The sequence below is a fragment of the Flavobacterium sp. N2550 genome, from assembly GCF_025947265.1.
GTDB lineage: Bacteria > Bacteroidota > Bacteroidia > Flavobacteriales > Flavobacteriaceae > Flavobacterium > Flavobacterium endophyticum.
Map to the genome: position 1 here is coordinate 1,152,790 of NZ_CP110007.1, position 24,667 is coordinate 1,177,456.

At 36.9% G+C, this 24,667-nt stretch carries 20 protein-coding genes and 1 tRNA gene; 11 read left to right on the plus strand and 10 right to left on the minus strand.

The annotated features are described in order from the left end of the window. Positions 1–152: 152 nt before the first annotated feature. From OLM56_RS04975 to OLM56_RS04990, 4 genes are all read right to left on the minus strand, one after another. The gene (locus tag OLM56_RS04975; RefSeq protein WP_264528536.1) at positions 153–3,323 is read right to left on the minus strand and encodes an efflux RND transporter permease subunit; all 3,171 of its coding nucleotides are present in this window, start codon (positions 3,321–3,323) and stop codon (positions 153–155) included. 93 nt (positions 3,324–3,416) lie between these two features. After that, positions 3,417–4,481 (minus strand): efflux RND transporter periplasmic adaptor subunit, encoded by a 1,065-nt coding sequence (locus OLM56_RS04980; RefSeq protein WP_264528537.1) that lies wholly within the window; start codon positions 4,479–4,481, stop codon positions 3,417–3,419. Between the two features lie 7 nt (positions 4,482–4,488). Then, on the minus strand, positions 4,489–5,853 hold the full coding sequence (locus tag OLM56_RS04985; protein WP_264528538.1) for a TolC family protein: 1,365 nt from the start codon (positions 5,851–5,853) through the stop codon (positions 4,489–4,491). Positions 5,854–5,888: 35 nt separating this feature from the next. Next, positions 5,889–6,485: a TetR/AcrR family transcriptional regulator gene (locus OLM56_RS04990; RefSeq protein ID WP_121375943.1), complete on the minus strand. Its 597-nt coding sequence runs from the start codon at positions 6,483–6,485 to the stop codon at positions 5,889–5,891. 170 nt (positions 6,486–6,655) lie between these two features. Here OLM56_RS04990 and OLM56_RS04995 point away from each other — a divergent pair, with 170 nt between their 5' ends. Both OLM56_RS04995 and OLM56_RS05000 read left to right on the plus strand, forming a co-directional pair. Next, positions 6,656–7,630 (plus strand): polyprenyl synthetase family protein, encoded by a 975-nt coding sequence (locus OLM56_RS04995; RefSeq protein ID WP_264528539.1) that lies wholly within the window; start codon positions 6,656–6,658, stop codon positions 7,628–7,630. A 61-nt stretch (positions 7,631–7,691) separates the two neighbouring features. After that, entirely contained in the window at positions 7,692–8,045 is a 354-nt protein-coding gene (locus OLM56_RS05000) for a hypothetical protein (protein ID WP_264528540.1), read from the plus strand. A 415-nt stretch (positions 8,046–8,460) separates the two neighbouring features. On the opposite strand, the gene OLM56_RS05005 is transcribed toward OLM56_RS05000, so the two are convergent. Both OLM56_RS05005 and OLM56_RS05010 read right to left on the minus strand, forming a co-directional pair. Continuing rightward, entirely contained in the window at positions 8,461–9,690 is a 1,230-nt protein-coding gene (locus tag OLM56_RS05005) for a cation:dicarboxylate symporter family transporter (protein ID WP_264528541.1), read from the minus strand. A gap of 175 nt (positions 9,691–9,865) precedes the next feature. Beyond that, the gene (locus OLM56_RS05010; protein WP_121375947.1) at positions 9,866–10,399 is read right to left on the minus strand and encodes a hypothetical protein; all 534 of its coding nucleotides are present in this window, start codon (positions 10,397–10,399) and stop codon (positions 9,866–9,868) included. A 114-nt stretch (positions 10,400–10,513) separates the two neighbouring features. Here OLM56_RS05010 and OLM56_RS05015 point away from each other — a divergent pair, with 114 nt between their 5' ends. Both OLM56_RS05015 and odhB read left to right on the plus strand, forming a co-directional pair. Next, entirely contained in the window at positions 10,514–13,297 is a 2,784-nt protein-coding gene (locus OLM56_RS05015; protein WP_121375948.1) for a 2-oxoglutarate dehydrogenase E1 component, read from the plus strand. An 88-nt stretch (positions 13,298–13,385) separates the two neighbouring features. After that, positions 13,386–14,627: a 2-oxoglutarate dehydrogenase complex dihydrolipoyllysine-residue succinyltransferase gene (odhB, locus tag OLM56_RS05020; protein ID WP_264528542.1), complete on the plus strand. Its 1,242-nt coding sequence runs from the start codon at positions 13,386–13,388 to the stop codon at positions 14,625–14,627. A gap of 67 nt (positions 14,628–14,694) precedes the next feature. Here the strand turns inward: odhB and OLM56_RS05025 are convergent, their stop codons facing one another. Further along, positions 14,695–15,135, minus strand: coding sequence for a retropepsin-like aspartic protease (locus OLM56_RS05025; protein WP_264528543.1), 441 nt, complete (start codon positions 15,133–15,135; stop codon positions 14,695–14,697). A gap of 146 nt (positions 15,136–15,281) precedes the next feature. Here OLM56_RS05025 and OLM56_RS05030 point away from each other — a divergent pair, with 146 nt between their 5' ends. The 5 genes from OLM56_RS05030 to OLM56_RS05050 all read left to right on the plus strand — a co-directional run bounded on the left by OLM56_RS05030 (position 15,282) and on the right by OLM56_RS05050 (position 19,307). Beyond that, positions 15,282–16,049 (plus strand): TatD family hydrolase, encoded by a 768-nt coding sequence (locus OLM56_RS05030; RefSeq protein WP_264528544.1) that lies wholly within the window; start codon positions 15,282–15,284, stop codon positions 16,047–16,049. 66 nt (positions 16,050–16,115) lie between these two features. Beyond that, entirely contained in the window at positions 16,116–17,252 is a 1,137-nt protein-coding gene (locus tag OLM56_RS05035) for a 1-acyl-sn-glycerol-3-phosphate acyltransferase (RefSeq protein WP_264528545.1), read from the plus strand. After that, positions 17,242–18,270 (plus strand): asparaginase, encoded by a 1,029-nt coding sequence (locus tag OLM56_RS05040; protein ID WP_121375953.1) that lies wholly within the window; start codon positions 17,242–17,244, stop codon positions 18,268–18,270. The genes OLM56_RS05035 and OLM56_RS05040 overlap by 11 nt, the downstream gene beginning before the upstream one ends. 63 nt (positions 18,271–18,333) lie before the next feature. Continuing rightward, positions 18,334–18,420: transfer RNA gene (locus tag OLM56_RS05045), tRNA-Ser, on the plus strand. A 62-nt stretch (positions 18,421–18,482) separates the two neighbouring features. Continuing rightward, the gene (locus OLM56_RS05050; RefSeq protein ID WP_264528546.1) at positions 18,483–19,307 is read left to right on the plus strand and encodes a porin family protein; all 825 of its coding nucleotides are present in this window, start codon (positions 18,483–18,485) and stop codon (positions 19,305–19,307) included. On the opposite strand, the gene OLM56_RS05055 is transcribed toward OLM56_RS05050, so the two are convergent. The 3 genes from OLM56_RS05055 to asnS all read right to left on the minus strand — a co-directional run bounded on the left by OLM56_RS05055 (position 19,302) and on the right by asnS (position 22,924). Continuing rightward, complete coding sequence (locus OLM56_RS05055; protein ID WP_182493322.1) at positions 19,302–19,907, minus strand: hypothetical protein; 606 nt, start codon at positions 19,905–19,907, stop codon at positions 19,302–19,304. The two genes, OLM56_RS05050 and OLM56_RS05055, sit on opposite strands and share 6 nt — an antisense overlap. Positions 19,908–19,910: 3 nt before the next feature. Beyond that, positions 19,911–21,377 (minus strand): RNA polymerase factor sigma-54, encoded by a 1,467-nt coding sequence (gene rpoN / locus OLM56_RS05060; RefSeq protein ID WP_264528547.1) that lies wholly within the window; start codon positions 21,375–21,377, stop codon positions 19,911–19,913. Between the two features lie 113 nt (positions 21,378–21,490). Then, on the minus strand, positions 21,491–22,924 hold the full coding sequence (gene asnS, locus OLM56_RS05065) for an asparagine--tRNA ligase (protein ID WP_182493324.1): 1,434 nt from the start codon (positions 22,922–22,924) through the stop codon (positions 21,491–21,493). Positions 22,925–23,111: 187 nt separating this feature from the next. On the opposite strand from asnS, the gene OLM56_RS05070 reads away from it, so the two are divergent. Both OLM56_RS05070 and OLM56_RS05075 read left to right on the plus strand, forming a co-directional pair. Beyond that, positions 23,112–23,885 (plus strand): sensor histidine kinase, encoded by a 774-nt coding sequence (locus tag OLM56_RS05070; RefSeq protein WP_121375958.1) that lies wholly within the window; start codon positions 23,112–23,114, stop codon positions 23,883–23,885. After that, positions 23,848–24,567 carry a LytR/AlgR family response regulator transcription factor gene (locus tag OLM56_RS05075; protein WP_182493325.1) on the plus strand — a complete coding sequence of 240 codons (720 nt, stop codon included), beginning with the start codon at positions 23,848–23,850 and terminating at the stop codon, positions 24,565–24,567. The genes OLM56_RS05070 and OLM56_RS05075 overlap by 38 nt, the downstream gene beginning before the upstream one ends. The last annotated feature ends 100 nt before the right edge of the window (positions 24,568–24,667 follow it).

Here is a 24,667-nt window from a genome sequence, read left to right on the forward strand (position 1 = left end):
ATTGAATTTTACTGCAATATAAAAAATACGTTCGACATTTAATCTAAGAATAAATTGAAGTTAAATTCAAAGGCAAATATTTATAAAAAAATCCCGACTGAAGTTAATCAATCGGGACTTTCCATCAAAGGGTAAAATTTGATTTTAAGTGATTAGTGCTTTGGAGTAAAGCCGTCTTCACTCAATTCTCTATGTTCATAATCGGCAACCATTTCTGCTTCATAATCTGTTTTTTCTCCTTTAGAGAATTTGTGTATGATTTTTTCCATGATTTCATAAATTACAGGAACAATAATCAAGGTCAAGAATAATGAAGAAATCAATCCACCAATAATTACCCAAGCTAAACCATTTTTCCATTCAGCTCCGGCTCCAGATGCTAATGCAATCGGGAACATACCAAAAACCATCGCGATTGTTGTCATTAAGATTGGACGCAATCTGGCATGATTCGCCTGAATCAATGCGGTTCTGATTGTTTCACCGGCTTTACGTCTTTGATTAGTATAATCCACAAGCATGATGGCGTTTTTACAAACCAGACCAATCAGCATAATTATTCCAAGAATAGTGAAAATATTCAAAGAATTATTCGTTAAAGCCAAGGCCATCATTGCTCCGATGAACGAAAGCGGGATTGCAAACAATACTACGAATGGATGCACAAAACTGTCATATAAGGAAACCATTACCAAGTAAACCAAAATGATTGCGGCCAATAAAGCAACTCCTAGTGTTCCAAAACCTTCGGATTGGTTTTCTTGATCTCCACCCCAAATATAATTTACACCTGTTGGTTTTTTTAATTTATCAATTTTTTCTTGCCATTGCGTTACAATTGTTCCAGAAGGCACACCCACATTTTGGCCTTTTACGGTTACCGATGCTGATTTATCTCTTCTTTCCAATTCGCTTGGTCCTGAACCTTCAGTTACATCTGCAAATTGATTTAATTTTATTTGTTGACCAGCGTCATTAATGAAAATCAAATTACTTACATCGGTAATACTTTTTCTGTCGAAAGCATTGTATTTGATGTTGATGTCGTATTCGTATTCGCCAGCTCTAAATCGTCCATCGGTATTTCCGCTAAAAGCAGTTTGCATGGTCATACCTACAGTTTGTAAACTCAATCCAAGCGCAGCCATTTTATCTCTATTCACTTTTACGTTTACTTCAGGATTTCCATCTTCTACAGATAATTCAATTTCTGTTGCTCCAGGAATGGTGCGTAATTCATTTTCGGCAGCTTTTGCAAACTCCATAGCGCTTTCAACATTCGGACCTGTAACTATAAGCCCTAATGTAGCATCTTCAGCGGTTCCTAAAATACCAACCGGAACGGTTTTAACTTTAGCGCCAACTAATATTTTTTCTAGTTTACGTTTGGTTTTTGCGGCATAAACATTCGCAGGTTCACTACGTTTGTCTAATCCCACCATTTTAACATCAATCTCAGACTTATACGCTGTAGCCTGAGAAGCTCCAAGACCTTCGCTGGTTTGACCAACCGTTGTAATTTGACTATGAACGTATTCTTCTTTCTTTAAAAAATCTTCTGCTTTTTGCGTCATGAAATTGGTTTGTTCCAACGATGCATCTTTTGGCATTTCTATCTGAACTAAAAACTCACCACTATCTGATGCTGCAAAGAATTCTCCACCGATAAATCCTCCACTCATTAGTCCTATTGTTGATGTTAAAAACAATACTAAGACAACCAAAATCGTTTTAATATAATGATCTAGACACCATTCTAGCAAACCTGAAACCCAGTTTGTAAAGCGTGTCAGATAACTTTCAAATCCAAGAATAATTCTTCCGAAAAGATTTTTACCTTCGATATGTTCTAATTTTCCATAACGAGAAGAAAGCCAAGGAATAATAGTAAATGATGCGAGTAAAGACAATAATGTGGAGATAATAACTGTCACACAGAATTGCGTAATAATGTTAGAAACCAATCCAGTACTCATTGCAATTGGTAAAAATACCACCACAATTACTAAGGTAATAGATACAACTGTTCCTCCAATTTCCGCCGTTCCATCATAAGCAGCACGAACACGGTTTTTGCCCATTTCCATATGCCTGTAAATGTTTTCTAGAACCACAATCGCATCATCCACAAGAATACCAACAACAAGAGACAATCCTAGCAAACTCATTAAGTTCAAGGTATATCCTAGCAAGTATATCCCGATAAATGTAGCAATTAATGATGCAGGGATAGAAACCATTACAATCAGGGAGTTTCTAATACTGTGTAAGAAGAATAGCATTACAAAGGCTACCAAAAGTACGGCAATAAGTAAATCATGTACCACAGAATCGGCCGCTTCAAGTGTAAAAATAGTACTATCTTTTGCTATTTCAAGTTGTAAATCATTCGCTTTATAATCAACTTTAAGCCTATCGATTGTTTTGACTAATTCTTCACTTACAGCAACTGCATTGGCATCCGACTGTTTGATAATTTGCAAAATAATAGCACTTTTTTGATCTACACGTGCTACTTTTTCGGTAATTTTTTGCGTGTCTTGAACATCGGCAATATCACTTAAACGTACCTGAATCCCGTTTTTAGATGATACGATCAAGTTTCTTAACTCTTGAACATCTTTATATTTTCCGGCTAAACGGATTAATATTTTTTGATTACGTGTCTGAATATTTCCTGTTGGAAAGTCAAGATTAGAAGTCAAAATGTTTTGTTGTACTTCTGGAATAGAAAGTCCGTAACCTTGCATTTTTACAGCATCAAGATTCACTTGAATTTCTCTTTCTTCTCCTCCAATAATATTTACCTGAGCCACACCTTCAACTCTAGAAAGTACAGGAGCTAATTTTTTATCAATTAAGTCATAGAAAGCAACCTCGTCCATTTTTCCGTTGGCGGCAATAGTCATGATTGGCAAATCACTCAAGGAGAATTTAGTCAATGAAGGGGTTTCGGCATCGTCTGGTAAATCGCTAATGATGGCATTTATTTTACGTTGCGCATCATTCATCGAGATATCAACATTTGCTGTAGAGGTTAACGTAATAGAAACTGTAGACAAACTTTCGTAAGATTTCGAATCTATTTTCTTAATGTTTTCTAATGAGGCAATAGCGTCTTCAATTTTTTTAGTGACGGTATTTTCGACCTCACTTGGTGACGCTCCAGGATATGTTGTTGCAATGGTAATTACGTTGGTTTCAAATTTGGGAATCAACTCGTAGCCCAAATTGCTATAACTGAACAGTCCACCAAGTGTTAGAATTGTAAACAGTACAATTACCAACGAAGGACGTTTTATGGATATTTCTGCTAATTTCATATTTTTTTGCTTTACGCTGTAGGCTTTATGCCGTAAGCTCTGTGTTCTATAAATTTTTGTTTTACGTATCGCTTAAGGCTTATAGCTTTCCAACTATTTGATAACTTCCACTTTACTTCCGTTTTGCAGATTAATTTGTCCAGTAATAATTACGTGTTCGCCATCTGATAATCCTTTTAGAATTTCAACTTTATCACCCAGAATTCTTCCTGCAGTAACCGTTTTTAGTTTTGCAACTCCATTTTCAATTACAAAAATTTGATTACTGCTCACACTTCCCACAAAGGCATTTCTAGGAACAATCATCAAGGATTGTTTTTGTTGTTTAGAAGCAAATTCTGCAGTTCCATACATTCCAGCTTTCAAATCATTTGAAGCATTATTTGCAATTTCAATTTCTACTGGGAAATTCAAACTTTCATCAGCTTTGGAAGCAATGAATGTAATTTTTCCTGAAAAAGTTTTGTCTGGATACACACTTGCAGAAACATTAATAGTAGTGCCTACTTTCAAACTCGCTACTTGGCTTTCGTTGACAGTAACTTTTAATTTTAATTTTGATACGTTTACAATATCAAATAATTCAGTAGCTGGAGCTCCTGTTAACATAGAGCCTGGTTCGATATATTTTTTATTGATGAAACCGCTAATTGGAGCTTTGATTCTAGTGTCGCCGACATTAATGTTTGCCTGGGTTAATTGTGACTTAGCATTAACCATGGCCAGTTTTGCTTGGTCTAATTGTTGTTTTGTAACACCACCAGTTTTAAATGCATTTTCATATCTGTTGTAATCTGTAACTGCATTTTGATAGGTTGCATTTGCAGTTTGCGCGTCTACATTTAGAACATCACTTCTCACAATGGCAAGGGTTTGCCCAACGGTTACATAATCACCTTCTTTAGCAAGAACTTTTACTACTTTCCCTGATTTTTCAGCTGAAAATTTTAATTCTTGTGTCGGTTCAAAATTACCATTTGATATGAAATCCAAAGAAACCTCTTCTGTTTTCACGGTGTCAATTTTTACAGATACGGCTGCGTTTTTTTCGGCAACAATAGCTGTCTTTGCTTCGTTTTCTTTTTTATTATTCATTAAAATGAATGCAATTAATGCGATGACTGCAATTCCTATTACTATATAAAGTAGTTTTTTCATTGTATGATTAGTTTGATAATGTTCTTAATTCTCCTTTAGCTTTGATCAGCTGAATTTCTGCCAGTTTGTAATCCAATAGGGCAGAAGTGTAATTGTTTTGTGCTTCAACAAGTGAGTTTTCCGCATCCAGCAAATCAGTTAATGAGGCCAATCCGTTGTAATAATTATTTTTAGTATCGCTCAACACTTCTTGAGCCAGCCTAACATTCTCTTTTTGGTCATTGATCGTAATGATGCTATTGTTGATTTGTGTTTTAGAATTTTCGAAATCCAAATCAAGAGAAAGTTTCTTTTCTATCATATCTTCTTTCAGTTGTCGTATTTCAACATCAGCCTGACGAACTTTTGCTCTTGTTCCAAAACCGGTGAAGATTGGGACTTTCAGATTCAATCCGATAGTTGAATAATCGGACCAGTACACTTGATCTCTAGATTTCGCAAACAATGGCATTTCAGGACCTTGTCCGATATAATTATAGCTTCCAACTAAAGATAATTTTGGGTAATATTCTGCGATAACAGATTTCTTTTGGTAATCCAAAAGCTCTTCTTGTTTTTTCAGCAAAAGATAATCGGTTCTTTGAGTTGCATCTGGAGTTTCTGAAATTGCTTGCGGACTTACTGCAAATTCTGTTTGAGGAATGTAGATTGAAGTCTGAATTGGCATTCCCATATAGAATTTCAAAGAATTTTCCTGTAGTTGTACCTCGTTAATTAATTGCTGACGTTGTGTATTGATGTTATACAATTTTACCGTGATACGATCCAAATCGATTTTTTTAGCCAAACCATTGTCGAATTGACCTTTGATGACATCCTTAACTTTAGAAGTATTCACATAATTGCTGTCCACTACGGCAAGCTTTTGTCTTTTGACGAAAACCTGATAATAATTGTTAGCTACTCTTTCAATAACCTGCTCTTCGGTAAGTTGTTGATTGATTAGGTAGAATTCTCTTGTTGATCTGGCCGCTTTTAAACCTGTAAAAACAGCTTGGTCAAAAATATTTTGTGTCAAAGTAACACCTCCAGTAGCGCTCCATTTTTGTCCCAAAGGCGCTAAGACTGTAGTTCCTGGAGATCCAAAGAAGTCACCAGGTAGTGCATTCAACTGTAAAATAGGATTGTGAGTTAGATTTCCATCGGCGCTGATTTGTGGCAGTGCTCTGGAGCGAACTTCTTGGATCTGATATTCGCTGTTTTCTACTTGGAGCTTGGCTTTTTTAGCGTCTGCTTTATTTTCCAAGGCATATTGGATGGCATCTTTCAGCGTAAGCGTCTTGGTTTGTGCCAAAGCGCTTTGTGAAAAAATGAATCCAATCAGTAGGATTGCGAGTCCCTTGACTTTCGCAAGGCTATAAATACTCTTCATTTGATATAATTATTTATTATTGATTGATTTTGATTTTATTTTCCAAATAAGGTGTTCATGATGATTTCTTTCCTGTCGTCAAGAATCTTTTCATATTCTGCATCGGTCAGGCGCATGGTTCTCTGAAAGAGCGGACGCATAGAAATAGGGAAGGAGATAAGCGAAACCATATTAATTATAAATTGTATCGGCTCCATTTTTTCGATTGTTCCTTTGCTCATTTCAATGTTTAATTCCTCGTAGAATTTTTTAAGCATCCGTTCCATTCCTTCTTCATCTTTAAAATAGCAACCTTGGTTGAATTGGGTTACTAAATAGATTTCCATGTAAGGATATTCTTTCGCCATGACAAAAGAATCGTCTATAAACTCTTCAATTTTTGCTTTAAAAGGTAATTCAGAGAAAATAATTGATTCGGTTCTTTGCTGCTCTTTATCCTGTGCATCGCTAAAAACAATTTCAAATAATTTGTCTCTAGAGCGGAAATAATAATTTATCAAAGTTCTGTTAACTCCCGCCGCATCAGCAATTTCTTGAGTCGTCGCATTAAATTTACCTTCTCCAAAGAATAATCTCTTTGCGGTATTTTTAATCAATTCCTCAGTTGCTTCATCTTTATTTTTGATATACATAGTGTTTAACATTTTTGTTAAACAAAATTATTAAATAATTTATTTTGACAAATTTGTCAAATATATCTTAACATTAATTTAACAAATAACATTTTAGAAGGAGATGAAAAATTTTAAAAAAGGAAAGTTTCTGTTGGTAAGAATACTGTAAATTAGCCAAAATTATTTTTATGCATTCCATTAGCGAATACCAACAAAATTTTCTGAACTATTTAGAAAGCCGGACGATTATTAAAGAACCCAAATCACTTTACGAACCTGTTCATTATATTTTATCGCTTGGAGGAAAAAGAATCCGTCCGGTACTGACATTAATGGCGGCTGAAATTTTTAACCAAGAGTATAAAAAAGCCTTGCCGGCTGCTTTGGCAGTTGAAGTCTTTCATAATTTTTCGCTTGTGCATGATGATATAATGGATGATGCGCCGCTGCGTAGAGGAAAGGAAACGGTTCATGAAAAGTGGAATATTAACACGGGAATCCTTTCTGGCGATGCGATGTTGATTTTAGCCTACCAGTATTTTGAAAAATACGAGCCGGTAATTTTCCAATCGTTGGCTAAATTATTCAGCAAAACGGCTCTTGAAGTTTGCGAAGGCCAGCAATGGGATGTGGATTTTGAGAACCGCGACGATGTGGCCATTTCAGAATACTTGAAAATGATCGAATATAAGACAGCGGTGCTGGTTGCTGCGGCAATGAAAATGGGGGCGATAATTGCGGAAACTTCTGCCGAAAATTGCGACGCGATTTATGATTTCGGACTAAATTTAGGAATTGCTTTCCAGCTTCAGGATGATTATTTAGATGCTTTTGGGGATCCTGAAACTTTCGGAAAACAGGTCGGTGGCGATATTATAGAAAATAAAAAGACCTATCTTTATCTGAAAGCGCTTGAGTTTTCAACATCGGACGAAAAAGAGCAATTGCTCCATTTGTATTCTATCCAGCCTACAGATAATTCGGAAAAAATAAATTCTGTAAAAGATATCTTTACTGCTACAGGCGCTTCAAAAGCAACTCAGGAAGCGATTAAGGAATATACTTTTAAAGCTTTTGAGACCTTAGAAAAACTGCACATTGAAGACGATAAAAAAGCAATATTAAAAGCTTTTGGTGAGAATTTGATGGGAAGGAAAGTATAAGGTAATAACTATCTAACAACCCTGACAGGGTTTCAAACCCTGTCAGGGTCAAAAGAACACTATGAATTTTATCGCGCCAATAAATACAGACAATTTACTTTCTGAAGCAGAAAAAGAAAATCTATACTTGAAACTGCTAGAGCAGATCAATAAGGACTTTAATTTTGCAAACGAACCGATCGATTTTCCATTAAGCACAAAGCCCGTGGAATTAAAAATCCAGCTGCATGAAAAAATCTACCGCTTGATTCAGCACAAGTTTGCCGAATATTTAAACCTGCTTTATATTATTGATGTGCCCGAAGCAGAAGTCAAAAAACTGGACGGTTCCGATTTGATCGAACTTTCTGAACAAGTCGCTTTTTTGATTTTAAAAAGAGAATGGCAAAAAGTTTGGTTTCGTAATAAGTTTTAATAGGGCAACTGTTTAAATTGAACAGGCTTATGTTCAAGTTGAAATTGCTAATGTTAAGGTTTTAATCACGTATGTTTAAGTTGTATAGGCGTATGTTCGAGTTGGAATAGCTAATGTTTAAGTTGAACAGGCTCATGTTCGAGTTGGAATCTCTCTTGTTAGGTTGAATAAAGCTCATGTTCGAGTTGAAATCACTTATGTTTAAGTTGAATAGGCTTTTGTTCAAGTTAAAATCTCTCTTGTTAAGTTGGACAGGGTAATGTTTGAGTTGAAGCAGCCCATGTTTAAGTTAAAATTACTCATGTTTAAGTTGAAATTGCTCTTGTTCAGGTTTAAATCACTTATGTTTAAGTTGAAATTGCTCTTGTTCAACTTGAATAGGTAGACTCTCTACAATTATGATCTTATAATGCTGCTACGGCTCTAAAGTGTCTTCTTTTATCGCCACAAATTCTTTTTCGCTTTTAGAAATCACAATAGTAGCCACTCCATTTCCAATAAAATTAGTAATAGCCCTGGCTTCGCTCATGAATTTATCTACGCCCAATAGAAAAGCCAAGCCTTCTAGCGGAATTTTGTGTATGGATGTTAATGTTGAAGCCAAGACAATAAAACCGCTCCCAGTAACTCCTGCAGCACCTTTTGAGGTAATCATCAATAGGCCGATTACAGTCAGAATCTCTCCAAAAGTTAGATGGACATTATACAATTGTGCCAAAAAGATTATCGCCATAGAAAGATAGATAGAGGTTCCGTCAAGATTAAACGAATATCCTGTTGGAACGACTAATCCTACCACGGATTTGCTGCATCCCATGTTCTCCAGCTTTTTCATCAAGTTTGGCAATGCGGCTTCTGATGATGAAGTTCCTAATACGATCAGCAATTCTGCCTTGATGTATTTTATAAACGACCAGATGTTGACCTTGAAATATCTCAAGATGCTTCCTAAGATGAGGAAGATAAAAATAAACATGGTGACATATACCGTAAGCATCAGTTTTCCTAATGGCATTAAAGTATTAAGTCCAAATTTTCCAACGGTGTAGGCCATTCCTCCAAAAGCGCCCAGCGGTGCCAGATACATGACAAATTTTAATGCCTTGAAAACGATATTTGAGCATTTGTAAAGCACGGCTACTACTTCTTCTCTTTTAGAATAATAGTTGAGCAGGATTCCCACAATTATCGCTACCAACAAAACCTGAAGCGTAAGGTTTTCCATGAAAAAATGAAGCCAGTTGAATTCCTTTTGCGGCGCATTTGTATATTGGCTTGCATCTTGAATATTGAGGCCTGTCTTGTCAATTTTCCCTGGCTGTATCAGGTAGGCAACGATAACACCAATGGCAAGCGCAAAAGTGGTGACGATCTCAAAATAGACCAAGGATTTTATTCCGATGCGTCCCACTTTTTTCAAATCACCCATGCCGCTGATGCCCAAGACTATCGTCAAGAAAATAATTGGCGCTATAAAAACTTTGATAATGCTGATGAACGTATCGCCAACAATCTTCATTTTTACGCCAGTGTCAGGAGTATAGTGGCCAACGAGCACACCAACAACAATGGCTATCAATACCCAAAAAGTAAGATTGGTTATGATTTTAAGGAATAGGCTTTTTTCGTTTAGGGTAGTGTTCATTAGTGTTGTATTAATTTGTATCTGAATTTTTTAGAAAACTACTTGAACCAGCAATTGTGCCGAAAAAGTGTTTCCAGTTGCCGCTTGCAATCAGATGAAAGTGCATGGATTGATACTGACAATTATCTCGGGACTGATAATTACTGTTATGATGTGTTATTGGGAAAGTTATGTTTTAGAAATAAACTCTGACAAACGGCATAAGTGCGTCGTTATATACATTTTTATCACTGTCGTGCAATACGTTATATCGAGCTCCGATTGTGACGTTTTCCATACGATATCCAGCGCCTAGAAATAACGCGGTATTCCAAAAGTTGTCTGAACCGCCACCAAACTCATCATCATATTCTAAATTTACTCTCAACTGTTCCAGTTCTGCAGAAAGCTGGATTTCTGGAATTGGATTTCCCAACAAAATCAAGCTTGGACCGTAAATATACGATTCATAAAAATCTTTATCCCTAACGTAGCTTCCCTGCAATCCTAGTCCTGCAGAAAAATAAGGATTGAAGTCATAAAGCGCACTTGGAGCAACTGTAACATTCGTATATCCAGAGCCAAAACTGAGTCCTAATCCGCCGCCGAAACGTATCCTGCTTTCGAAATCAGCACCTTGATTTTGCTGCGCTACAGCATCAGCAGAAACAGTCAAGAAAATAACTGCTATCAAGGTTTTTGTTATATGGTTTAGATTAAGTATTTTCATGCGCAAATTTTAAGTTAAGTTTAAGACATAAAAGTATGAAATAATTATTAGATTGTTCTAATTGTCGTACTTTTGCAAAAATATTTTTAACAAATTAGGACATTCAATTATATTATGGATAGGTTTTCCTTTTTAAACGCGGCACATACTGAATTTTTTGCTCAATTATACGATCAATATCTTGAAAACCCAGATAGCGTAGAACCAAGCTGGAGAAGTTTTTTCCAAGGTTTTGACTTCGGGATGGAAACATACAATGAAGAATATCAGGCTCCTGCACAGCAGCTAGCGAATTACGCAACATCAAACAATGTTGACGTAAGCCAGATTTCTGAAAAATTACAAAAAGAATTTAATGTTTTAAAGCTGATCGACGCTTACAGAACGCGCGGCCACTTATTCACCAAAACAAATCCGGTTCGTGAAAGAAGAATTTTTAGTCCAAATTTAGAACTTGAAAACTTCGGACTTTCAAAAGCAGATTTGACTACCGTTTTTGATGCGGCAAAAGCAATCAAGATTGCGCCTTGCAGCTTGCAAGAAATTATTGGCCATTTGGACAATATATACTGCCAGCATATCGGTGTGGAGTATATGTATATCCGTAAACCAGAAGTAATCCAATGGATTCAGGATAAGATTGGTTACAATGATAACCATCCTAGATTTTCTGCTGACGAAAAGAAAAACATCTTAAATAAATTAAACGAGGCGGTTTCTTTCGAAAACTTTCTTCATACAAAATATGTTGGACAAAAACGTTTCTCTCTTGAAGGCGGTGAAACTTTAATTCCAGCTTTGGATGCCTTGATTGAGGCCGCTGCCGAAAAAGGAGTAGAGCAGTTTGTTATGGGAATGGCTCACCGTGGTCGTTTGAACGTTTTGGCAAACATTTTCGGTAAAAATACCCAAGACATCTTCTCTGAATTTGATGGAAAAGATTATGATGATGATGCGCTTTTTGATGGTGACGTAAAATACCACTTAGGCTTGACGGCTGACAAAAAGACAAAATCAGGAAAAAATATAAACATCAATTTAGCGCCAAATCCATCTCACTTGGAAACTGTTGGAGCTGTTATTGAAGGAATCACAAGAGCAAAACAAGACCGTCATTTCCCAGACGATTTCTCAAAAGTATTGCCAATCGCACTTCATGGTGACGCGGCAATTGCTGGACAAGGAATCGTGTATGAAATCGTTCAGATGGCACAATTAGACGGTTATAAAACAGGCGGAACCATCCATTTGGTAATTAACAACCAAGTTGGATTTACGACGAATTATCTAGATGCTCGTTCTTCTACCTATTGTACCGATGTTGCAAAAGTGACGCTTTCTCCGGTTTTGCACGTAAATGCGGATGATGCAGAAGCAGTTGTTCATGCTATGCTTTTTGCATTAGACTACAGAATGCAATTCGGAAGCGATGTTTTCATCGACTTGTTAGGATATAGAAAATACGGCCACAACGAAGGTGATGAGCCTCGTTTCACACAGCCTAAATTATATAAGATTATTGCAAAACACGAAAATCCGAGAGACATCTATGCTGCTAAATTAATTGCAGAAGGTGTTATTGACGATACGTATGTTGGCAAATTAGAAAAAGAATACAAAGCCGTTTTAGATGAAAATCTTGAAGCGTCTCGTAAAAAAGACTTGACAATCATCACGCCATTCATGCAAAACGAATGGGGAGGATATGTTCAGGCAGATGAAACAGAAATGCTTCAAAAAGTAAATACGACTTTCTCAAAAGAGATACTCACAGAGATTGCTCAGACCATCACGACATTGCCAAGCGACAAGAAGTTTATCAGCAAGATCCAAAAGCTGATCAACGACAGAAAAGTAATGTTTGAAACAGACAAACTAGATTGGGCTATGGCCGAATTGCTAGCGTATGGTTCTTTAATGACAGAAGGTTATGATGTTCGTATTTCAGGACAAGACGTGGAAAGAGGGACTTTCTCTCACCGTCATGCAGTCGTGAAAGTGGAAGATTCTGAAGAAGAAGTAATCCTTTTACAGCAGTTGAAAAACCAAAAAGGGAAATTCAATATCTTCAATTCATTGTTGTCTGAATATGGCGTTGTTGGTTTTGATTACGGATATGCTTTAGCAAGTCCAAAAACATTGACCATCTGGGAAGCACAATTTGGAGATTTCTCTAACGGTGCCCAAATCATGATTGACCAATATATTTCTGCAGCAGAAGACAAATGGAACAATCAAAACGGCTTGGTAATGTTATTGCCTCACGGTTATGAAGGCCAAGGAGCAGAACACTCTTCAGCTAGAATGGAACGATATTTACAGCTTTGCGCTAACCATAATATGTTTGTAGCAGACTGTACGACGCCAGCCAACTTCTTCCATTTGTTGAGAAGGCAGATGAAAACGACGTTCAGAAAACCTTTGATTGTATTTACTCCAAAGAGTTTATTGCGTCATCCGTCAGTAGTTTCTTCTGTGGATGAGTTTGCAAACGGAAGCTTCCAAGAAGTTTTAGATGATCCAAATGTAAATGCAAAAGACGTTAAGACATTGGTATTCTGTACAGGTAAATTCTACTACGATTTAGTGGCAGAAAGAGAAGCTAACGGAAGAAAAGACGTAGCATTCGTGAGAATCGAGCAGCTTTTCCCATTGCCAGTAGAACAATTAAAAGCGATTATTGAAAAATATCCAAACGCTGATGATTATGTTTGGGCACAAGAAGAACCTAAAAACATGGGAGCTTACAGCTACATGCTGATGAACTTTGATTTAGTGAAATTGAGAGTGGCTTCATTAAAAGCCTACAGTGCGCCAGCAGCAGGAAGCTATGCTCGTTCTAAAAAACGTCATGCAGCTGCGATAGCAATGGTTTTTGATAAAAATCTGTTCAGCTAATAAAGATTTTTAGCGCGAGTCAAGGCTAAAAAACGTAATTTTGAAATAATAAGTAGTATACAATAACACACCATAAAATTATATACAGATGATTTTAGAAATGAAAGTTCCTTCACCAGGGGAATCAATCACCGAAGTTGAAATCGCAACTTGGTTAGTAAAAGACGGAGATTACGTAGAAAAAGATCAAGCGATTGCTGAAGTAGATTCAGACAAAGCAACTTTGGAATTGCCAGCCGAAGCTAGCGGAATTATTACGCTAAAAGCAGAAGAAGGCGATGCTGTAGCAGTTGGTCAAGTAGTTTGCTTAATCGATACTGATGCTGCGAAACCAGAAGGTAGCGCTCCAGCAAAAGAAGAAAAGAAAGAAGAAGCTCCAAAAGCGGAAGCTAAAAAAGAAGAACCTAAAACAGAAGCTCCAAAAGCGGCTCCGGCAGCTGAAAAGACATATGCATCAGGAACTCCTTCGCCAGCAGCAAGAAAAATATTGGACGAAAAAAATATTGAGCCTGCTTCAGTTTCTGGAACTGGAAAAGGAGGAAGAATCACGAAAGATGATGCTATAAATGCAACACCTTCAATGGGAACTCCAACGGGAGGAAACCGTGGTTCTGAAAGAACAAAATTGTCAATGCTTCGTAGAAAAGTAGCAGAACGTCTTGTTGCTGCTAAAAACGAAACAGCAATGTTGACTACGTTTAACGAAGTGAACATGACACCTATCAATACGATCCGTAACGAATATAAAGATGCGTTCAAAGCAAAACACGGCGGTTTAGGATTAGGCTATATGTCTTTCTTTACAAAAGCAGTGACAAGAGCGTTGCAATTATATCCAGATGTGAACTCGATGATCGACGGACAAGAGAAGATTTCATATGATTTCTGTGATATCTCTGTAGCAGTTTCTGGACCAAAAGGATTGATGGTTCCTGTAGTTAGAAATGCAGAAAACCTGACTTTCCGCGGAATTGAATCTGAAATCAAGAGATTAGCAATCAAAGCACGTGACGGACAGATTACTGTTGACGATATGACTGGTGGAACGTTCACTATTTCTAATGGTGGTGTTTTCGGAAGTATGCTTTCAACACCAATCATCAACCCACCACAATCTGGAATCTTGGGAATGCACAACATTATAGAGCGTCCAATCGCTGTAAATGGTAAAGTGGAAATACACCCGATGATGTACGTGGCACTTTCTTATGACCACAGAATTATTGACGGACGCGAGTCAGTTGGTTTCTTGGTTGCCGTGAAAGAAGGTCTAGAAAATCCAGCAGAATTATTGATGGACAACAATCCTAAAAAAGCGTTGGAACTATAGTTTCAAGTTTTGTATAATAAAAAATCCCGTTCAAAAGAGCGGGATTTTTTATTATAACGAATTGCGGTTACTGTTTCAAATAAAAATACTCTCCATGATAATCAATAATTCCTTTGCCTTTCATCAAGATATCAGCCCCGATGATGCCGTGAACAGGCTTTGCTTTATATTGTTCTAAGGCTAAGTTTACATGCGACATATTGAAAATGACTAATGAAAAATCATCTGTTTTCCAACGTCCCAATTGCAACGTGTTGTTAGAAGACATCTGAGTGTCCATTCCAACAGCTCCAGCTCCAGCTGCTTTTGTGAGCGATTCCTCTGTCCTGAGGTTAAAATGCTCAACATCTCCAAAACCTACACAGCTGCTAGAAGCTCCCGTGTCTAGAATGAAATTGCCGCTGATGCCATTAACTTTGGCCTTGATGACTAAATGATGCGTCTTCGAAATTTTTAATTTTATTTTTTTATAGCCTTTGCTTTTTAAGGCATCGAAAATTTTGTCCATTTTTAAGATATGAGTAAATCAAAAATAACCATTTATAGCTAAAGAGATTAAAATCAAAACATAATATTTTATTAAGATTTCCTGATTAAGAGGGCTTCTTTCGCATTATATTTTGCAACTCCTTTCATTGTTCCTATTTTTGCAAAATGATTTTAACAGACACACATTCGCACATCTATAGCGAAGAATTCGATCAAGATAGAAAAGAAATGATGCAACGTGCCTTTGATGCCGGAGTACAAAGAATTTTTGTTCCGTCAATCGATTCCACTTATACACAGAAAATGTACGATTTGGAGCAGCAATATCCTGAAAATGTCTTCTTGATGATGGGATTGCATCCTACCTATGTCAAAGAAAATTATGAAGAAGAACTGGCTTTTATAGAAGCAGAATTGTCGAAAAGAAAGTTTTATGCTATTGGCGAAATAGGCATCGATCTTTTTTGGGACAAGACTCGATTGGAAGAGCAAAAAATAGCCTTTAAAAGACAGATTCAATTAGCCAAAAAATACAAGTTGCCGATCAATATTCATTGCCGCGATGCTTTTGACGAAGTTTTTGAAGTCTTGGAATCCGAAAAAAACGAAGAGCTTTTCGGTATTTTTCATTGCTTTACAGGTGATTATAATCAAGCCTTACAAGCAATTTCATACAATATGAAACTTGGAATTGGCGGTGTTGCAACCTTCAAAAACGGAAAAATCGACCAGTTTTTAAACCAGATCGCTATAAAACATATCGTTTTAGAAACAGACTCTCCTTATTTGGCTCCCGTGCCTTATAGAGGCAAGCGTAATGAAAGCAGTTATACGAAACTGGTAGCAGAGAAATTAGCTTTAATTTATGGAATTCCTGTCGAAGAAATTGCGAAAATTACGACAGAAAATGCCAAAGCTGTTTTTGGTATTTAACAAAGAAATCATACCAAATTCATAAAATTTTTGTTCATTTGTAGATTGTTAAAAAAACTAAAGTAAATGTCAAAATTCGATAAAATTCGACCGTTTTATGATAGTGAAGTAAACGAAGCCTTGTGCAAGGTTGCCGATCATCCGATGATGAAAGCCATGATGAGCTTTACGTTTCCTGACGCCGATGAAAAAGATTGGATAGAACAGCTGAAAAGAACGCATTCGATAAGAGATTTCCAATGCAATTTTATTTACCATGCTGTGATGAAGGTTGTCGAAAAAAGTTCGGATGGACTGACTACTTCTGGTTTTGAAAAATTAGAAAAACATACGCCTTACCTTTTTATCTCTAATCATAGGGATATCATTTTGGATACTTCTCTTTTGAATACCTGTCTTTTTGACCATGGATTGGTCATGACCGCTTCGGCAATTGGAGATAATTTGGTGAAAAAATCTTTCCTGCATACGTTATCCAAATTAAACAGAAATTTTTTAGTACAGCGAGGCTTGGCGCCTAGAGAACTGCTTCAAAGCTCAAAATTGATGTCGGAATATATTTGCCAGCTTATTTTGAGAGAAAATCGTTCGGTTTGGATTGCGCAGCGCGAAGGAAGAACAAAAGATGGCAATGACGCTACACATCCGGGCGTCCTAAAAATGCTTTCGATGGGTTCTGAAGAAGAAAATCTGATGGACTATTTCAAAAAATTAAAGATTGTTCCCGTATCGATTTCATACGAGTATGATCCGACAGATGCGCTAAAAATGCCGCAATTGATGGCTGAGGCAAATGATGAGGTGTATATAAAGGAAAAGAATGAAGATTTCATGACGCTTTTGAGCGGTATCATGGGCCAGAAAAAGAGAATCCATATCCATGTTGGAAATGTTCTAGAAGAAGAACTGGATGAAATTGCTTCTAAATTCGATAACTCAAATAAACAAATACAAGCATTAGCGCAAGTAATAGATGATTCTATTTTGGCAAGCTATAAGCTTTGGCCGACGAACTATATTGCTTACGATTTGATCAACAATACAAACAAATATTCCCACCTCTATACTGAAAAAGAAAAATCGCTTTTCGAAAGAAGATTAGAAATAAGAATTGACGAAAATAATCCAGTAGAACTGCAAGGATTTTTGGCCATGTATGCCAATCCAGTAGTCAATAAATCAAAATACGAGAATGCTGTCTAAAGCAAAAATACTTTTAATCTACACGGGTGGTACCATCGGTATGATGAAAGATTTTGAGACAGGTGCCTTGAAAGCTTTCAACTTTAGCAAATTACTGCAAAGAATCCCAGAGTTGAAGCAATTAGATTGTGAAATCGAAACGATTTCTTTTGATACTCCGATAGATTCTTCGAACATGAATCCCCAAAAATGGATCCAGATTGCATCCATCATTGAAGAAAACTATGCTTCTTTTGACGGATTTGTAGTGCTTCATGGTTCTGATACGATGTCGTATTCGGCTTCGGCACTAAGCTTCATGCTTGAAAATCTTGCCAAGCCGGTTGTTTTTACAGGCTCGCAATTGCCGATTGGAGATTTGAGAACTGACGCAAAAGAAAATCTGATTACGGCTATACAAATTGCTTCATTGCAGCACAAGAATAAGCCTGTTATTAATGAAGTCTGCCTTTATTTCGAATACAAATTATACAGAGGAAATCGTACCACAAAAATTAATGCAGAACATTTTAATGCATTTTTGTCGCCAAATTATTCTCCATTGGCAGAATCAGGCGTTCATCTAAAAGTAAATAACGATTTGTTGTTACCAAAATCAGGAAGCAAGAAATTCCAAGTGCATAAGGAATTGGATGATAATGTAGCCGTCGTAAAAATGTTTCCTGGAATCAGCGAAAATGTATTGGCCGCCATCTTTAATATTCCAAACCTAAAAGGAATTGTCTTAGAAACGTATGGCGCCGGAAATGCTCCAACAGACGAATGGTTTATTTCCTTATTAAAAAAAGCCATCAAAAACGGACTGCATGTTATCAATGTGACTCAATGTACGGCCGGAAGTGTTAGTATGGGACACTATGAAACCAGTACATCGCTGAAAAAAATAGGCGTGATTTCTGGGAAAGACATTACAACGGAATCCGCTATCACCAAGCTGATGTATCTTATTGGGCAGAAAGTTTCTCCAAATGTTTTCAAGACTATTTATGAAACGGCTTTGAGAGGTGAATTGACCTAAATTTTTAAGCTATAAATTTTCTTTAATCGGAATTTTTGCAGTTCTTTGCAACCGCAAATAAATAGAGAGGTGTCCGAGTGGTTGAAGGAGCAAGCCTGGAAAGCTTGTATATGGGTAACTGTATCGTGGGTTCGAATCCCATCCTCTCTGCAAAAAGACAACTTTTTTAGGTTGTCTTTTTTTATTACTTTTATTAGCATAACTTTCTACTTATGAAAAAGTACTTCAGTATTCTTATATGCATCATTTCTCTACATGCTCTTGCCCAAGATCCTGTGAAGGATAAGCAGATTAAGGAAGCACAAGAGAAAGAAGAGCAAGAACGTATCAAGGAAGTGTTGAGTAGTGAAAAAGCGACTGAAACACGCGAGTTAGAAGAGGTAAGAAGAAAAAAAGATTCGGTGCAAAGCACCGTAACTGTTGTCGATTCTTTGTATAGAGAAGACCAGTTTTATATAGGCCTGACGTATGATCTATTGCAGAAAAGACCAGATGGTGTCAGCCAAAACTCTTTTTCATCCGGATTTCATATCGGTTTTTTAAGAGATATTCCGCTTAACAAGCGACGAAATGTTGCTATCGCAATTGGTCTGGGGTATTCTATGAATGATTATAGGCAGAATATCAAGATTACAGAAGTTGACGGAAAACCTTTCTACGAAGTGGTCAATGAAAGCGAAGTGAATTTCGACAAAAATAAATTCGCCTTGCATTATGTAGATATTCCATTTGAATTTAGATGGAGGACTTCGACCATACAAAGCCATCGTTTTTGGAGAGTATATACCGGTTTTAAGTTGAGCTATTTGTTGCTAAACAAATCGAAATATGTTGAAGGGAATGAAAAAATCAGGATTTTCGGCAATGACGATTTCAATAAGCTGCAATATGGAGCCTACATTTCTTTTGGCTACAATACATGGAATTTCCATGCCTATTACGGACTCAATTCGTTATTCAAATCTGATGCAAAAATTGACGGTAAGTCAATTGACATGAATACCGTAAATATCGGGCTGATGTTTTACATTCTATAGCCAGAAATAGAGAAGCCCTATCTGCGGTAAAATTCCCGATAAGAAACCTACAATTAATTCTTTAGTATCATGTGCTTTCATAGATAGCCTTGATGTGGCCACAATTCCTGTAAGCAACAAACAAAAAGCAACGAGATAGATGTGGTTTGTTTGCGTATGAAGGCTAAATCCAATTGCGAAAACCGTCAGCGAACTTATTCCGATCATGTGAATGCTGGCTTTCAAGTTGATAAAAGTAAACAAGAAAGCTAAAATCGTACTCACTAAAGCACCAAAGAAAAAGTAATACAATTCAGGAATCAGCTCAATTCGGATACTTTCCGTAATCAAAATATAAAGCAATATGGCATTTGCTGCTAAAGGAATTTTTCGCTGTGAAATCTCCGAAAGCATAAAAGAATTTGCCCTGCCCAAAGTCATCAAGAAATAAAATATCGAAATCGGAATCAAGATCGTCAAGATAATGACTTGTATTGTCACTAAAAAAAGTTCTTGATACGTATGATATCGGTCTGTCAAGAAAAAATACAGCAGAACCGCATAGACCGAGATAAACATCGGGTGGAAAATATAGGAGAATATAGAAAGGATTTTTTTCACTACCTATATTTTCTTCCTCATTCTCGCCACAGGAATATCAAGCTGCTCTCTATATTTTGCGATTGTCCTTCTAGCAATCGGATAGCCTTTTTCTTTTAATATTTCAGCCAATTGGTCGTCTGGAAGCGGCTTTTGCTTGTCTTCTTCCTCAATTACATTCTGCAATATTTTCTTGATTTCTAGCGTAGAAACGTCTTCGCCTTGATCATTTTTCATGGCTTCCGAAAAGAATTCCTTGATTAATTTTGTGCCGTAAGGTGTTTCGACATATTTGCTATTTGCTACACGAGAAACCGTTGAAATATCCAAGCCGATCATGTCTGCAATGTCTTTTAAGATCATTGGTTTCAGCTTGGTTTCATCACCATCCAAGAAATATTCTTGCTGGTAATGCATGATAGCATTCATGGTTACGAACAACGTTTCCTGGCGCTGGCGGATGGCATCAATGAACCATTTGGCAGAATCTAGCTTTTGCTTGATAAACTGTACCGCTTCTTTTTGTTGGTTTGACTTATCACGAGAGGCTTTGTATGTCTGCATCATTTCCTGATAATCTTTAGAAATGTGAAGCTCGGGAGCATTTCGTCCGTTCAAGGTCAGTTCTAATTCGCCGTCGACAATTCTGATGGTAAAATCAGGAACGACGTGCTCAATCATTTTATTGTTTCCGGTAAAAGCACCTCCTGGTTTCGGGTTGAGCTTTTCAATTTCGTCAATAGCTTTTTTAAGCTGGTCTTGAGAGATGCCGTATTTCTGTAGCAGCTTATCGTAATGCTTTTTAGTAAAAGCTTCAAACTGATTCTCTATAACATCAATGGCCAAGTCGACAGATTCGGTTGGTGTTTTATGTTTTAGCTGTAGCAAAAGACATTCTTGCAAATCACGTGCGCCGACTCCGGAAGGCTCTAATTCATGGATGATGTGCAGTATTCGTTCTACATTTTTTTCATCCGTGTAAATGCCTTGTGTAAATGCCATGTCATCAACAATATCCGGAACGCTTCTTCGGATGTAACCCATATCATCAATGCTTCCGACTAGAAATTCTGCAATTTCACGTTCTTCGTCATTTAAGATAAAAGTATTCAGCTGATTGATCAGGTCTTGATGGAAACTTACCGGCGCAGCAAAAGGCATGCTTCGATCTTCGTCGTCATCACTATAATTATTCGCCTGAAGTTTATAATCCGGCGTTTCGTCATTGCTTAAATATTCATCGATGTTGATGTCTTCGGCATCGATTCTGTCGTTTTCGAATTCATCGTAATCATCATATTCTTCGGTCTCGAATTCGTCTTTTTCGTATTCATCCTCTTCTTTTCCAGCTTCCAATGCTGGATTTTCGACCATTTCTTCTTTTAATCGTTGTTCAAAAGCTTGCGTAGGCAATTGGATTAGCTTCATCAGCTGGATTTGCTGTGGAGATAATTTCTGTGATAATTTAAGTTGTAAAAACTGCTTGAGCATCTATTGAGTTATTTGGTATTTATAGTTCAAATTTAATCATTTTCAACTAAAAATGGCACACGTTAAGATAAACTTGTGCCATTTTTGATATGATTTATATAGTGTCTTGATTCCTAAAACTCGGCATTTCCAGGAGTTCTTGGGAAAGGAATTACGTCTCTGATATTGGTCATTCCAGTTACGAACAAAACCAATCTTTCAAATCCAAGACCGAAGCCGCTATGGACAGCAGAACCGAAACGACGAGTGTCAAGGTACCACCAAAGTTCTTCTTCGTCGATTCCTAAAACTTTCATCTTTTCTACTAAAACGTCATAACGTTCCTCTCGCTGAGAGCCTCCAACGATTTCTCCGATACCCGGGAAAAGAATATCCATGGCGCGAACTGTTTTGCCGTCTTCATTCAGGCGCATGTAAAATGCTTTGATGTTTGCTGGATAATCGTATAAAATTACCGGACATTTAAAGTGCTTTTCTACCAAGAAACGCTCGTGCTCTGATTGCAAATCAGCACCCCATTCTTCAATGATATATTGGAATTTTTTCTTTTTGTTCGGTGTTGAATTCTTTAAAATATCAATCGCTTCGGTATAAGAAACACGCTTGAAGTTATTTTCAAGAACAAAATTCAATTTTTCAAGTAGCGTCATTTCGCTTCTTTCTGCTTGTGGTTTTGTCTTTTCTTCTTCCAATAAACGGCCTTCCAAAAACTTCAAATCATCAGCACATCTATCCATGGTGTATTTGATCACGTATTGGATAAAATCTTCTGCCAAATCCATGTTGTCGTCTAAATCATTAAAAGCGACTTCTGGCTCAATCATCCAGAATTCAGCCAAATGACGCGATGTATTAGAATTTTCTGCTCTAAAAGTTGGTCCGAAAGTATAAATCTGACCCAAAGCCATAGCAAAAGTTTCCCCTTCTAATTGTCCAGAAACGGTCAGGTTGGTGTGTTTTCCGAAGAAATCTTTTTTATAATCGATATGACCTTCTTCTGTTTTTGGCAAGTTGTCTAAAGGCAGGGAAGTCACTTGGAACATTTCTCCAGCGCCTTCTGCATCAGCTCCAGTGATTACTGGCGTGTTTACATACACAAAACCCTTTTCTTGGAAATATTGATGTACTGCAAAAGACAATACAGAACGTACTCTCATGATTGCCCCAAAAGCATTCGTTCTTACACGTAAATGCGCATTGGCACGCAAAAACTCAAGGGTATGTTTTTTCGGCTGCATCGGGAATTTTTCTGGATCAGAATCACCCAAAATTTCCAAACTGCTTACTTGAATTTCATATTTCTGTCCGGCACCTTTGCTTTCTGTCAAAGCACCTTTCAGGGCCACGGCTGCACCAGTCGTGATTCGCTTCAAGGTATCTGCAGGAGTATTTTCAAAATCAACCACACATTGGATATTATTAATAGTCGAGCCGTCATTTAAAGCAATAAATTGATTATTCCTAAATGTTCTAACCCATCCTTTTACATAAACTTCCTGCATTGTCTGAGCGCTATTCAATAGCTCTTTAACTTTTGTGTGTTTCATTTTTAATTGTTATAAAATATTCTTGAATTGTTCTTCTGTGAAACAAAAAGAGGTCTTTTCGCAAAACAGAACGCAAAGATAGTAAAAAATTCAGTCCACAGATTTAGATTTCAGATGCTAAACGCAATGGCAACATAAGTAGAGAGGGTGTTTCATTTTTTTATCTAATTTTACAAAAAAAAATAAAATGAAAACCAATGTCCTGATCTCGAACACGCTTTATGTTATTGGGATTATCTTCATCATAATTCTTATCACGGTAGCTGTCGTGCTGCTGTACAAATTAAAGAAGGCAAAAGCTCAAAAGCAAGAATTTGAAGAGAAATACAATTCGCTCGAATTGAAGGTCAACGGTTTGAAATTAGAGACGCTCGAATCAAAATTAAATCCGCATCTTTTTAAAAACATATTGAATTCGATACAATCGCATGCCTACCAGACTTATCATGCGCTTGATAAATTGGCGAATGTACTCGATTATATTTTATATGAAAGCCAAAAGAAATTTGTGTCTCCTAGAGAGGAAATCGAATTTGCCTTAAACCTGATTGAAATCAACAAGATTAAAGTCAGCCCGCTTTTTGGATTGAAAGTAAAAACCAAAATCAAGGAAGATGAATTGCTATACGAACAGCCGATTTTAGCGCCGATGGTTTCTATTGATTTAATAGAAAATGCCTTTAAGCATGCAGATCTAAAAAGTCCGGATGCTTTTATTTCCATCGTTTTTGAATTTAAGGATAGCTGTTTTTATCTCACGGTTTCGAATAAGATATCCGATCATAAGACCTTGAAAAAAGACAATAGCGGTTTGGGTTCTAATACGTTAGATCAGCGATTGAAAATAATTTACAATAATAATTACAAGCTCGATAAATTTATCGAAGATGATGTTTATATTGCTCACCTAAAAATAAACTTACTTGAATACAAAGCTCAAATGCTTGCTGCTGGACGATGAATTGCCAGGATTGACGTACCTCAAAATGCTTTGCGAGCAGATTCCTGAACTGGATGTCGTGAAGGCATTTGACAATCCCGAAAAATTGCTTGCCGAAATGTCAAGCCTTGATTTCGACCTCTGTATTACGGATATTGAAATGCCAGGGATAGACGGGCTTAGTGTGGCCAATCTCTTAAAAGACAAAATGGTAATTTTTACGACAGCCTATAAAGAATATGCTGCGGATGCTTTTGATATTGAAGCGGTCGATTATATTACAAAACCTGTAAAAAAAGAACGTCTGCAGAAAGCGGTTGTCAAGGCTTTGGAAAAGATGAACAAGAAATCGTCCAACAAAAAATTTACACAACTGAATACAGACAAAGGAAAAGCCTTGCTGTTTTTCGACCAGATTATCTACATACAACCTTCTGAAACCGACAGCCGCGATAAGGAAGTTTTGATGAAAGATGGAAATATAATTCTGCTCAAAAACATAACTTTTGCCAAATTGCTCTCGCAGTTGCCGAAAGCGGATTTTTGTAGAATCAACAAAAAAGAAATTATAGCAATGAAAGCTGTGAAATTCTTTGCCCATGATGAAATCACGACAACTATCCTAGATAAGAACGGGAAAAGTCTTGTCTTGTTTTTGAGTGATATTTACCGTTCGGATTTTCTTTGCAAAGTCAATATTTAAGTTTCGTTACAAATTTTTTCCTTCTTATTACAATTGCCCTAAACTATTTTACAAAATCAAATTGTAAGAAATTTTCAATGCAGATATTTGTGCCTACAAA